This window comes from Kitasatospora sp. NPDC089509 (genome assembly GCF_044749365.1).
GTDB lineage: Bacteria > Actinomycetota > Actinomycetes > Streptomycetales > Streptomycetaceae > Kitasatospora.
Genome location: NZ_JBIVHS010000020.1, coordinates 24926 through 37670, shown reverse-complemented (window position 1 = coordinate 37670; position 12745 = coordinate 24926). Strand labels below are relative to the sequence as shown.

General features: G+C 73.0%; 10 protein-coding genes and 1 riboswitch. Of the genes, 4 read left to right on the top strand and 6 right to left on the bottom strand.

Annotated elements, in window-relative coordinates; genetic code table 11:
- Positions 1-9 precede the first annotated feature (9 nt).
- From ACIP4P_RS32115 to hisC, 4 genes are all read right to left on the bottom strand, one after another.
- Positions 10-1230, bottom strand: coding sequence for an ABC transporter permease (locus ACIP4P_RS32115; RefSeq protein ID WP_400924489.1), 1221 nt, complete (start codon positions 1228-1230; stop codon positions 10-12).
- The gene (locus ACIP4P_RS32110) at positions 1227-2036 is read right to left on the bottom strand and encodes an ABC transporter ATP-binding protein (protein ID WP_350517772.1); all 810 of its coding nucleotides are present in this window, start codon (positions 2034-2036) and stop codon (positions 1227-1229) included. The genes ACIP4P_RS32115 and ACIP4P_RS32110 overlap by 4 nt, the downstream gene beginning before the upstream one ends.
- A gap of 2 nt (positions 2037-2038) precedes the next feature.
- Positions 2039-3409 (bottom strand): efflux RND transporter periplasmic adaptor subunit, encoded by a 1371-nt coding sequence (locus ACIP4P_RS32105; RefSeq protein ID WP_400924487.1) that lies wholly within the window; start codon positions 3407-3409, stop codon positions 2039-2041.
- Between the two features lie 367 nt (positions 3410-3776).
- Positions 3777-4862 (bottom strand): histidinol-phosphate transaminase, encoded by a 1086-nt coding sequence (hisC, locus tag ACIP4P_RS32100; RefSeq protein WP_350517774.1) that lies wholly within the window; start codon positions 4860-4862, stop codon positions 3777-3779.
- Positions 4863-5219: 357 nt separating this feature from the next.
- Between hisC and ACIP4P_RS32095 the strand changes: the two genes are divergently transcribed.
- From ACIP4P_RS32095 to ACIP4P_RS32085, 3 genes are all read left to right on the top strand, one after another.
- Entirely contained in the window at positions 5220-6377 is a 1158-nt protein-coding gene (locus ACIP4P_RS32095; RefSeq protein WP_350517775.1) for a LacI family DNA-binding transcriptional regulator, read from the top strand.
- A 195-nt stretch (positions 6378-6572) separates the two neighbouring features.
- Positions 6573-7937, top strand: a complete 1365-nt coding sequence (locus ACIP4P_RS32090) for a metallophosphoesterase (RefSeq protein ID WP_400924484.1) — start codon at positions 6573-6575, stop codon at positions 7935-7937.
- A gap of 299 nt (positions 7938-8236) precedes the next feature.
- Positions 8237-9079: a hypothetical protein gene (locus ACIP4P_RS32085; protein WP_400924482.1), complete on the top strand. Its 843-nt coding sequence runs from the start codon at positions 8237-8239 to the stop codon at positions 9077-9079.
- On the opposite strand, the gene ACIP4P_RS32080 is transcribed toward ACIP4P_RS32085, so the two are convergent.
- Positions 9037-9966, bottom strand: coding sequence for a LysR family transcriptional regulator (locus tag ACIP4P_RS32080; protein ID WP_400924480.1), 930 nt, complete (start codon positions 9964-9966; stop codon positions 9037-9039). The genes ACIP4P_RS32085 and ACIP4P_RS32080 overlap by 43 nt on opposite strands.
- Positions 9967-10101: 135 nt before the next feature.
- Between ACIP4P_RS32080 and ACIP4P_RS32075 the strand changes: the two genes are divergently transcribed.
- On the top strand, positions 10102-10506 hold the full coding sequence (locus tag ACIP4P_RS32075; protein WP_400924700.1) for a VOC family protein: 405 nt from the start codon (positions 10102-10104) through the stop codon (positions 10504-10506).
- A gap of 77 nt (positions 10507-10583) precedes the next feature.
- Here the strand turns inward: ACIP4P_RS32075 and thiC are convergent, their stop codons facing one another.
- Positions 10584-12398: a phosphomethylpyrimidine synthase ThiC gene (gene thiC / locus ACIP4P_RS32070; RefSeq protein ID WP_400924478.1), complete on the bottom strand. Its 1815-nt coding sequence runs from the start codon at positions 12396-12398 to the stop codon at positions 10584-10586.
- Positions 12394-12529: riboswitch (TPP riboswitch) on the bottom strand. (Overlaps the previous gene by 5 nt.)
- Positions 12530-12745 lie beyond the last annotated feature (216 nt).

Below are 12745 nucleotides of genomic sequence, written 5' to 3'. Positions count from 1 at the left end.
GAAGTGCTCCTACTCATGCCGGAGGGCGTCGATCGGCCGCAGCGAGGCGGCCCGGTTGGCGGGGTAGCTGCCGAAGAACAGTCCGATGGCGACGGCGATGCCGAACGCGCCGAGCACCGACTCCGGGATCACCACCGGTCTGATGCCGACGATGCTGAAGTGCGAGCCGATGATCCCGGCCGCCACGCCCAGGCCGGCGCCGATCACCGACAGCAGCGTGGACTCGGTGAGGAACTGCCCGAGGATCACCGCCCGGGGGGCGCCGAGCGCCTTGCGGATGCCGATCTCGCGGGTCCGCTCGGTGACCGTCACCAGCATGATGTTGGTGATCCCGATCCCGCCGACCAGCAGCGAGATCGCCGCCACCGCGCCGAGCAGCACGGTGAAGGTCTTGGTCGTGCTCTCCCGGGCCGTCAGCAGCGAGGCCTGGTCGGTGATCCGGAAGTCGGCCTTGGTCGGGTCCGCGATGGCGTGGGTCCCGAGCAGCACCCGGGTGATCTCCGCCTGCGCCGCCGTGGTGGTGTCGGCGGAGGCGGCCTGGACCAGGATCTGGTTGACCGGGCCGAAGCCGGTGAACGCGTTCTGCACGGTCGGCAGCGGGGCGATCACCACGTCGTCCGGGTCGGTGAACCCGCCGCCGCCCTTGGCCGCGAGCACGCCCACCACCGTGAACGGCGTCCCGCCGAGCACGATCCGCTTCCCGACCGGGTCCTCGGTGTCGAACAGCTGCTTGGCCGTCGTCGCACCCAGCACCGCGACCTTGCGCGAGCCCAGCACGTCGTCGGCGGTGAAGTACTCCCCGTGCGCCACCTTCTGGTTGGCGGTCTCGAAGTACCCGGGGTACGTGCCGACGACCGACCCCGGGCTGTACGAGACGTTCCCGTACAGCGCCGTCGTGCTCGTCGTCACCACCGGCGACACCGACTTGATGTCCGCGGAACCCGACGCGTCCGCGTCGCTCGCCAGCGCCTTCGCGTCGGCGACCGTCAGCTTCTTCACCGAGGAGGTCGCCCGCGATCCGCCGAAGGCCGAACCGGAGCTGACCGTCAGCGAGTTGGTGCCGAGCGAGGTGATCGAGTCCTTCACCGCCACCGACGAGCCGTTGCCCACCGCGAGCAGCAGGATCACCGAGGCGACGCCGATCAGCACCCCCAGCATGGTGAGCGCCGAGCGCACCTTGTTGGCGGCCAGGCCGCCGACCGCGAAGCGGAGCGTCTGCCAGAGGATCATGCGGGCACCCCCGTCGCGTCGCCGAGCAGCGCGGGCGGCGGCCCGTCCGCGGCCGCCTGCCGGACGTCGTCGACGATCTGTCCGTCGACCAGCCGCAGCACCCGCTTGGCGTGCCGGGCGACCTCGTCCTCGTGGGTGATCAGTACGACGGTGCGGCCGGTGGCGTTGAGCCCGTCGATCAGGCCGAGCACCTCCTCGGTCGAGCGGCTGTCCAGGTTGCCGGTCGGCTCGTCGGCCAGCAGCATGGCCGGTGCCGTGACCAACGCCCTTGCCACCGCGACGCGTTGCTGCTGACCGCCGGACAGCTGGTTGGGCTTGTGCCCGGCCCGTCCGCCCAGTCCGACCAGCGACAGCGCGGCCATCGCCCGCCGTCGGCGCTCCGCCGCCCGGACGCCCGCGTAGGCGAGCGGCAGCTCGACCTGGGCGAGGGCGGTGGTGCGGGGGACCAGGTTGAAGGACTGGAAGACGAAGCCGATCTTGCGGTTGCGGACGAGCGCGAGCTGCTGCTCGTCCAGGTGGCCGACGTCGGTGCCGTCCAGCAGGTAGCGGCCGGAGGTGGGGACGTCGAGGCAGCCGAGGATGTTCATCAGGGTGGACTTGCCGGAGCCCGAACTGCCCATCACGGCGACGTAGTCGCCCTGTTCGATGTCCAGGTCGACGCCCGCCGGCTCGTCCGTCCCGGGCCGGGACGGGCCGCGCAGGGCGTGCACGGTGGCGTCGCCGTGCCCGTACGACTTGGTGAGCCGGCGGATCCGGATCACCGGTACGGGGTGCGCGGGGACGCGGTTGTCGATGACGTGCTGCATGCTCAGCCCTTACCGCCCCGGCCGCCGCCGGCGCCGCCGCCGGGGATCCCGACCGCACCGCCGCCACCCCGGCCGCCTCCGCCGCCACCGCCGCCGAGGCCCGGGAAGGAACCGTTCGGGAAGCCGTTGGTGCCGCTGGTGGTGGGGAGTTCGACCTTGTCGCCCTCGTTCAGCCCGGAGAGCACCTGCACGGTGCTGTCGCCCTCCACGCCGACGCCGACGTCGACCCGCGCGGTGCTGCCGTCCTGGTGCACCACGGTCGCGGTCCGGGAGGACCCGGTGCCGGACAGCGCCGAGGTCGGCAGCGAGAGCGCGCTGTCCGCCTCACCGGTGATCACCTGGACGGTGGCGCTGAGGCCGGTGCGCAGGGTGCTGGTGTCCCCGCCGAGCTGCAGGGTGGCCGCGTACTGGACCGCGGCGGAGCCGGCCGCGCCGCCGGAGGAGCCGCCCGACGGCAGCGAACTGACCGACAGGACGGTGGCGTTGAGCTTGGTGTCGGACTGGGCGTTCAGGGTGACGCTGGCCGCCTCGCCCTTCTTCAGCTTGAGCGAGTCCAGCTCGGAGAAGTTGGCGGTGACCTGCATCCCGGTCGGGTTGGTGAGCACGATGAAGCCGCTCGGGCTTCCCGAACCGGCGCTCGTGGTCGTGGACTTGGTGGTGGAGGAGGCCCCGGAGGCGCTCGCCCCCACGGTGTCCCCGACCTTCGCCGAGACCGAGGCGACCGTCCCGTCCACCGAGGCGGTGAGGGTGGTGCCGGCCAGCGCCGCCTGGGCATTGGTGAGGGTGGTCTGCGCGCTGGCGACCTGCTGCTGGGCCTGGGCCACCGCCGCGTCGTCGACCTTGGTGGTGGTGATGGTGGTGGTCTGCGGGGCGGGCGTACTGCTCCCGCCCGCCCCGCGACCTCCTCCTCCGCCGCCGCTGTTCGGCGAAGGAGCCTGTGGCGCCGCGGCACCGGGCAACGGCTCGGTGGTCGTCGTGGTGACCCCGGCCTGGGCCTTGGTGAGGTTCGCGTTCGCCGTGGTGAGGGCCGACTGGGCGGCGTCCACCTGCTGTTGGGCCGCCGTGGTGTCGACCGTCGCCAGCACCTGGCCCTTCTTGACGGCGTCCCCGACCGCGACCTTGACGGCGGTGAGCCGCCCGCCGGTGGCGAAGTCCTGGGCGGCGTCGGTGGGGGAGGCCAGCGTGCCGGTTCCGGACACGGTGGCCAGGACCGTCCCCTTGGTGACGGTCGCGGTACGGGTGACCGGCTTGGCCGCCGCCGTGCCGCCGCTGCCGTCGACCGTGGCGTACACCAGGGCGGCACCGCCCAGCAGGGCCACGCCGAGCGCGGAGTTGACGAGGACGGCGCCGCGCCGTCGTGGGAGCACCTTCATGGCGGACAGCTTCGCCGGGCGCTCTTGCGCTGCCCTGGGCACCGGCTGGGAGAAGACTGACCGGCCGGATCCGGGCATTCCGCCCGAATCGCCCGGCTCGCGCGGGCACCTTGGCCGGGTTGTGGGCGAGCGTTGGGCGAACTCCCAGCGCCCTCCCAGCGATCCCCAGCCATCCGGGAGCGAACCACGGCGCCCGATCGAGCAGCACCCGATCCCACAGCACCCGATCCCACAGCGCCCGATCGAGCAGCGCGATCGAGCGCACCGGCCGGGAACGCCGCAGGGGCGCACCCCCGACGGAGTGCGCCCCTACGAGCAGGGGGAGCCGGCCGACCTCAGCCGTCGAGCTCCTCAGCCGTCAGGCTCTTCAGCCGTCGATCTCCTTGCGGAAGCCCTCCGCCACCGCCAGGAAGATCGAGTTGCCCTCGGCCTCGCCGATCGAGATCCGCACGCCCTCCGGGAACGGCCGGACGATCACCCCGGCCGCGGCACAGGCCGCGGCGAAGTCCGCCGAGCGCCCGCCGAGCCCCAGCCAGACGAAGTTGGCCTGCGAGTCCGGGACCTCCCAGCCCTGGGCGCGCAGCCCGGCGACGACCCGGTCGCGCTCCCCGACCAGCGCCTCGACCCGCTCCAGCAGCGCCTCCTCGGCGCGCAGCGAGGCGACGGCGGCGTCCTGGGCGAGCTGGCTGACGCCGAACGGCACGGCGGTCTTGCGCAGCGCGGCCGCCACCGGCTCGTGGGCGATCGCGAAGCCGACCCGCAGCCCGGCCAGGCCGTAGGCCTTGGAGAAGGTGCGCAGCACGCAGACGTTGGGGCGGTCGCGGTAGAGGTCGACGCCGTTGGGGACCTCGGGGTCGCGGATGAACTCGATGTACGCCTCGTCCACGACCACCAGGACGTCGCCGGGGACGGCGTCCAGGAAGCGCTCCAGCTCGGCGCGGTGGATCACGTTGCCGGTGGGGTTGTTGGGGTTGCAGACGAAGATCAGCCGGGTGTCCGGGGTGACCGCGGCGAGCATCGCGTCCAGGTCGTGGTCGCCGTTGTCCTTGAGCGGGACCGGGACGGGCGTGGCACCGGCGATCTGGGTGATGATCGGGTAGGCCTCGAAGGAACGCCAGGCGAAGATCACTTCCTCGCCCGGGCCGGCCGTGGCGAGCACCAGCGACTGGGCGACGCCGACCGAGCCGGTGCCGAGGGCGATGTGCTCGGTGGGCACGCCGAAGCGCTCGGCCAGGACGGCGGTCAGCTCGCTGACGCCCATGTCCGGGTAGCGGTTGAACGAGCCGGCCGCCGCGACCGCCGCCTCCAGGACGCCGGGCAGCGGGTCGTTCGGGTTCTCGTTCGAGGACAGCTTGTAGGCGTCGGCGCCGGCCGGCTTGCCGGGCTTGTAGGTGGGAATGCCGTCCAGGCTCGGGCGCAGGCGCGGGCCACGCGCCGAGGTACCACTGCTCACGGTCGTACTCCTTCGTGTTCTCTGCCGGTCCGCCCGCCCTCGCACGGTCGGGATCGCCGCCGTGCCCCGGGACCTGGCTCCGCCCCCGGATTCCGCGGGACTCGCCCGGACCACCCCGGTCGGGTGCCTTGCACGATACCGACCGCCCTCACCCGTAGGAGTGAGATGCCCGGACGGGTTACAGGCGCAGATCAGCCATTCTGCCCGGTTCCTTTGGCACATGTCAGAGGTAAGAGGCCTGGTTTCGGAGGGGGATCGAAGGGGCGCACCCCGGCTCACTCGTGGAGAAACGTATCTCCGAAGGCTCCCGATGCGCCGGTCACAGACCCTTGTCAGGAGCCATACGATCGGTCCGCCATGACAGCAGCAGCCAACCAGAGCGGTCGGCGTCCCACCACCTCAAGGCGTCTGGAACGGGCCGGCATCCGGGATGTGGCAGCAGCCGCCGGAGTGTCGATCACCACCGTCTCCGACGCGCTGAACGGCAAGGGCCGCCTGCCCGACGAGACCCGCAGCCGGGTGCGCGAGGTCGCCGAGCGCCTCGGCTACCGCCCCTCGGCGGCAGCCCGCACCCTGCGCACCGGACGGTCCGGCCTGATCGGGCTGACCGTCACGACGTACGGCGAAGAACCGTTCACCTTCACCGAGTTCGCCTACTTCGCCGAGATGGCCCGGGCCGCCACCAGCGCCGCCCTGGGCCGCGGCTACGCGCTGGTGGTGCTGCCCGCCTCCTCCCGCCACGACGTCTGGGGCAACATCGCCCTGGACGGCACCGTGGTGATCGACCCGCCGGACCAGGACCCGCTGGTCAGCGAGCTGTACCGGTCCGGCGTCCCGGTGGTCAGCGACGGCAAGCCCGGCAACTGCCCGGTCACCGCCTGGGTCGACAACGACCACGAGGCCGCCGTGCTCGGCATCCTCGACCACCTCTCCGAGGCCGGCGCCCGCCGGATCGGCCTGCTCACCGGCACCAGCACCGACACCTACACCCGGCTCTCCACCGAGGCCTACCTCGCCTGGTGCGCCAAGGTCGGCCAGGAGCCGGTGTACGAGACCTACCCGGCCCACGACCCCGCTGCCGGGGCCGTCGCCGCCGACCGGCTGCTCGCCCGCCCGGACCGCCCGGACGCCGTGTACGGCCTGTTCGACCCCAACGGCACCGACCTGCTGGCCGCCGCCCGCCGGTACGGCCTGCGGGTGCCGGACGACCTGCTGCTGGTCTGCTGCAGCGAGAGCGACGTCTACGCGACCACCGAGCCGCCGATCACCACGCTCTCGCTCAAGCCGCGCAGGATCGGCACCACCGTGGTCAACCTGCTGATCGACGCCATCGAGGGCGTCGACTCCGGCACCGGCGTGGACATCGCCCGGCTCTTCCCGCCGCGCTACCGCACCGCCGGCAACGGCCCGCCGCCGGGCACCCTGATGCCGACCGAGCTGATCGTCCGCGCCTCCTCCCAGCGCCGGAGTCCGCGCACCACCGTCAGCCCGCCCCGGCCCCCGGGCGAGGTGTAGGGGTCGGCGGTGCGGTGGACGGGGTCCGGACCCGGTCCACCGCACCGGCAGCCCCTCGAAACCCCCTCAGACACCCACGAGACCCTACCGAGCCGGGACAAAACGGACCTTGCGGAACCGCCCGGCTGACGCTCCGGAGGATTGGATACCCACCAGGTGACGACGGCGGGAGAGTGGTCTTCCTATGATGGGCGAATGACACCCGAGGACCGCTTCCCCGGACCTGAGCACCCCCACTCAGGCCCCCGCCACCAGCCGGACCTCGACGTGCTGCCGTACGGCACCTACTACGAACCCGAGCCCGCCCAGGGCTACCAGGGCACGCCGTACGAAGCGGAGACCTACAGCGGCTACGGCGGCGCCCGCTACCTCGAACAGCACTGGCCCGCCGACGGCCAGGGACACACCGTGCACGCCCAGGGGCTCGGCGGCGACCAAGGGGCGGCGGGGCAGTCCGCGGTGTTCTCGCACCAGGGCCAGGGCGGCTACGAGGGCGAGTACCAGGGGGGTGGCTACGAAGGGGGCGGCTACGACTCCCCGGACCACCCCGGCTACCAGGCCACCCTGCCCGACCAGCCCTCCCCGGCCCTCCAGCTCCCGGACCAGTTCCCCGACCAGGGCTCCGACCAGCGCCCCGAGCAGCATCCCGACCGGTTCACCGACCGCGACGACCCGCCGACCATCGAGCTCGGCCCGCCGCTGCCCGACCCGTCCGCGCCCAGCTACCCGTACCCGGCCCCCGGCCCCGGCGAGCCCCCCGGCCCGGTCTACGTGGTCGGCGACGTGCACGGCTACCTGGAGGAGCTGCGCGCCGAACTCCACCACCAGGGCCTGATCGACGCCGACGGCCACTGGTCGGCCGGCCGGGCCCGGATCTGGTTCCTCGGCGACTTCACCGACCGCGGCCCGGACGGCATCGGCGTCATCGACCTGGTCATGCAGCTCGCCGCCGAGGCGGCCGCGGCGGGCGGCTACTGCCGCGCCCTGATGGGCAATCACGAACTGCTCTTCCTGGGCGCCTCCCGGTACGGAGACGAGCCCGTCCAGTCCACCGCCGGCACCGCCTCCTTCCTCGCCGCCTGGCGGCTCAACGGCGGCCAGCAGAACGACCTGGACCGGCTGGAGGCCCACCACATCAGCTGGCTCTCCCGCCTGCCCGCCATCGGGCTGGAGGACGGCCACCTGCTGCTGCACTCCGACACCACCGCGTACCTGGAGTACGGCGAGTCCATCCCGGACGTCAACGACGCCGTGCACACCCTGCTCGCGGACGGCAGCGTGGACGAGTGGTGGGACTGCTTCCGCCGCTTCACCAAGCGCTTCGCCTTCCGCGGCGAGGCCGGCCCGATGGCCGTCCACGAGTTGCTGGACACCTACGGCGGCACCCGGATCGTGCACGGGCACAGCCCGATCCCGTACCTCACCGGCGCGGTGCACGCGGACGACGGGCAGCCCCCGCACATCCCGGGGCCGTACGTGTACGCGGACGACCTGGCGGTGGCGATGGACGGCGGGGTCACCATGGAGGGCCGACTGCTGGTCGCCCGGCTCCCCATCTGACCGGCTGACCGTCCGGCCCTCCTGTCCATCCGTTCGCCTGACCACCGGTCAATCATTCCGACAGTGGGAACAGTTGTTCCCGGCGCGCACACCCCGGCCTACGCGCGTCCCGGGGCGCGAAATTCCGGAAACCGACTGTCAGCCCGGCGGCACCCGCCCCTACCATGAGGCACACCACACCCGGCCGCCCGTCCGGCGGCCCGCCTCCGCGCCCGCCCCGGCGTCCTGAGGGTGTCCCGCGTCGCCGATGCGGCCCCGCGTCCTCGCTGCCGGCCGGGATCCGCATGAACGGGGTCCCCATGTCCAACCCCCCGCCGCTGCTCGCCGAGGACCGCCCGGAGTACGAGCGCCTCCTCGGCGAAGCCCTGCGCGACCGCACCGTCCTCACGGCCCTGCGCGCCCCCGGCGCGCTCACCGCCGACCAGCTCCGGATCCTCGCCCTGCGCGACGCCGACCGCATCAACACCGCGGCCGGCACCGAGTACGCCCACTACACCGCGCTGCGCGACAGCCTGCGCGCCACACCCCCGCCGCCGGCCGACGTCGAACCGTACGCCCCCGGCCTGCTCGGCCAGCTCCGCTCGGGCAACGGCGGCGCCGGACTGTTCCCCGTCCTCACCGTGCTCACCCCGATCCTGGCCTGGGCCGCCGCGCTCGTCCTGCTGCTGGTCGGCTACCTGCTGCGCGCCGCCGACCCGGGCCGGCTGCTCGCCCGCTCGCTGGTCACGGCGGGCTGGGTGGCCCTCGCCGCCGGGATCGCCGCGATGGCCATCGGCGTGATCGGGCTGCTGCTCACCGCCATACGCGACGGCGCCACCGCCGTCCCGGCCGGCACCGACCCGGAACTGGCCGCCGAACTCGCCACCGCCCGCACCGAATGGCGCACCGCCCTGCGCACCCGCGGCCTGCTGCCCTACCTCCACTCCCACCTCCCCGCCGTCCCCGGCCGCCCCGCCCCGGGCTTCACCAGCCCCGACTTCGCCAGCCCCGGCTACACCCCGCCGGCCTTCACCAGCCCCGGCCCCGACGGCCTCACCGACCCCGACGGCCGCACCCCCCGCCCCGCCGCCTTCACCCCGCCCGACTTCACCGGCCCCGGCTACACCCCGCCCGACTTCACCGGCCCGGACGACGTCGGCTGACCCGCCCCGCCCGCCACCTCGGCGGCGGCGCGGACGAAGGCGCGGACCCGCTCGGTGGTGTTGCCCGGGCGCCAGACCGGGCCGCGCTCGATGGGTGGCGCGTCGTGGATCGGGACGTAGGCGAGGTCGGGGCGCGGGTAGTAGAGCCGGCAGAGCTCGCCGACCGGGAGGACGCCCCGGCCCATCGCGACCAGGCTGAGCATCTCGGAGAAGGTCCCGCCGGACGGCCCCTTGGGGACGGGCCGCCCCGAGGGGGTGCGGTCCGGGGTGCGGTCCCGCTTGAAGCCGACCGAGGTCACCGCCGGGTACTGCACCACCGGGTGGTCCGCCAGCACGTCGAGCGACACCGAGGCCTCGGCCGCCAGCGGGTGCCCGGCCGGGAGGGCCAGCACCCGGCGCTCGGTGAGCAGCACCGGGCCGACGGCCATGCCGTCGAAGGGGTAGGAGGCGACCAGGACGTCGATCGAGCCGTCCTCCAGGCTCGCACGGGAGTTGGACAGCTGCACCTCCCGCACGGCCACCCGGCAGTCCGGGTGCCGCTCGCCGAACAGCGCCACCACCTTGAGCAGCACGGGCGCCGTCCACTCCCCGAGGAACGCCACCCGCAGCTCCCCGGTCACCCCCCGCCCGGCGTCCACCGCCCGCCGCAGCGCCTCCGCCATCGCGGCCACCGCCGGCCCGAGGTCCGCCGCCAGCTGCCGCCCCACCGGGGTGGGCCGCACGGAACGGCTGGTGCGCTCGAACAGCGGTGCACCGATCCGGCGTTCGAGCTTCCGCACCACCTGGCTGACCCGGCCGGTGGTCAGGCCCAGCCGCTCGGCCGTCCGGCCGAAGTGCAGTTCCTCGGTCAGTGCGAGGAGGACCTCGACCTCCAGCCGCTCCAGCATGCCGCCCCCGTTCCCCGCCCGGCATCGTTTAGTCCGACTCAACGATCGTACGGCGATCAGCCGTTGAAGATCACTCCCGGCCGGAGGATCGTGGAACCCGTCCCCACCGAACCCTCACCACCGGAGCCGATCACCATGCGCGTCGTCGCCCTCGACCACCTGGTCCTCAACGTCGCCGACATCGAGCGGTCGCTCGCCTTCTACACCGGCCTGCTCGGCCTGGAGCCGGTCCGGGTCGACGAGTGGCGGGCCGGCCAGGTCTCCTTCCCCTCCGTCCGGGTCTCCCCCGGAACGATCATCGACCTCTTCCACCGCCCCCGCCACGAGTCCAACGTCGACCACATCTGCCTCACCGTCGAACCCCTCGACTGGCAGGAGGTCGTCGACTCCGGCGTCTTCACCGTCCTCGACGGCCCCGGCCCCCGCTACGGCGCCCGCGGCACCGCCACCTCCCTCTACGTCCAGGACCCGGACGGCAACACCGTCGAACTCCGCTGGTACCCCCAGGACGTCCCCGGCGCCACCGCAGCCACCGCCTGAGGCCGGAACCGACGAAGCGCCGCCCCCGGAGAAGCTCCGGGGACGGCGCTCAGGTGACCGTTATCCGGTGTCCGGCGTCAGTCGACCAGCGGGAGGTAGACCTTGTTGCCCTGGGCCGCGAACTCGGCGGACTTCTCCGCCATGCCGGCCAGGGCCTCGGCGTCGAAGTCGCTGGAGACGGCCGTGGAGCCGTCGCCGTGCTCGTCGCGGATCTTCTGGGAGATCTTCATCGAGCAGAACTTCGGGCCGCACATCGAGCAGAAGTGGGCCGTCTTGGCGGGTTCGGCGGGGAGGGTCTCGTCGTGGAAGTCGCGGGCGGTCTCCGGGTCGAGGGCCAGGTTGAACTGGTCCTCCCAGCGGAACTCGAACCGGGCGTCGGAGAGGGCGTCGTCCCAAGCCTGGGCGCCGGGGTGGCCCTTGGCGAGGTCGGCGGCGTGCGCGGCGATCTTGTAGGTGATCACGCCGGTCTTGACGTCGTCCCGGTTGGGCAGGCCCAGGTGCTCCTTGGGCGTGACGTAGCAGAGCATCGCGGTGCCCCACCAGGCGATCATCGCGGCGCCGATGCCCGAGGTGATGTGGTCGTAGCCGGGGGCGACGTCGGTGGTGAGCGGGCCGAGGGTGTAGAACGGCGCCTCGTCGCAGATCTCCTTCTGGAGATCCATGTTCTCCTTGATCTTGTGCATCGGGACGTGGCCCGGGCCCTCGATCATCACCTGGACGCCGCGCTCGCGGGCGATCCGGCCGAGCTCGCCGAGGGTCTGCAGCTCGGCGAACTGCGCCTCGTCGTTGGCGTCGGCGATGGAGCCGGGGCGCAGGCCGTCACCGAGCGAGAAGGTGACGTCGTAGGCCGCCAGGATGTCGCAGAGTTCCTCGAAGTTGGTGTAGAGGAAGTTCTCCTGGTGGTGCGCCAGGCACCAGGCGGCCATGATCGAGCCGCCGCGCGAGACGATGCCGGTCTTGCGGCGCGCGGTGAGCGGGACGTACCGCAGCAGCACGCCGGCGTGCACGGTCATGTAGTCGACGCCCTGCTCGCACTGCTCGATGATGGTGTCCCGGTAGACCTCCCAACTCAGCTCCTCGGCCTTGCCGTCCACCTTCTCCAGGGCCTGGTAGAGCGGCACGGTGCCGATCGGCACGGGGGAGTTGCGCAGGATCCACTCGCGGGTGGTGTGGATGTTGCGGCCGGTGGAGAGGTCCATGACGGTGTCGGCACCCCAGCGGGTGGCCCAGGTCATCTTCTCCACCTCCTCCTCGATCGAGGAGGTGACGGCGGAGTTGCCGATGTTGGCGTTGATCTTCACCAGGAAGTTGGTGCCGATGATGGCCGGCTCCACCTCGGGGTGGTTCACGTTCACCGGGATGACGGCCCGGCCGCGGGCCACCTCGTCCCGTACGAACTCCGGCTCCAGGCCCTCCCGGAGGGCCACGTACTCCATCTCCGGCGTCACCACGCCCCGCCTGGCGTAGGCGAGTTGGGTGACGGCGACACCGCCGCGACCGCGCAGCGGACGGCGCGGGCGGCCGGGGAAGACCGCGTCCAGGTTCCGCAGGTTCCCGCCGCGCGGCGAGGTGTGCTTGATGCCGTCGTCCTCGGGGCGCGCCTCGCGGCCGTCGTACTCCTCGACGTCGCCGCGCTGACGGATCCACGCGTCGCGCAGGGCGGGCAGGCCGCGCCGGACGTCGGGCTCGTACGCCGGGTCGGTGTACGGGCCGGAGGTGTCGTACAGCGGGACGGTCCGGCCGTTGGTGAGCTGCACCTCGCGGTACGGGACCCGCAGGTCGGGGCGGGATCCGTCGCGGTAGGCCTTGCGCCAGGCCGGCGTCGGGTAGCCGGTGCGCTCGCTGCTGGGGGCGCCCTGGGCAGACTGCGGCTGTGCTTCGAACGTGGTCATCTGACCTCATACTCCCTACGCCGGCATTACCCGGTCCAGGTTCCTGCGGTCGACGCAGCCGTCGGTCCGTCCGTCGACGGTCCGGTCAGCGTCCTCTCAGCCCGGTGCTCCGAGCTCCCGCGTCGCAGGCGGTGTTGCCTGCACATGACGCCCAACACGGTAGCGAGCCGATCGCCGCAGGTCCAGACGGTCCCCGGAACGGATCCGGCCGGGACGAGAGCGGGAGGAGACCGGGGCGGCGCCGGGGGGGCGACCGGGAAAAGGCCGAGGCCCGGCCCCCGCGAACGGGGTACCGGGCCTCCGGAGGTGCTCCGCGCGGAGTCCGACGTGCGGCGCGCGGAGCGGGG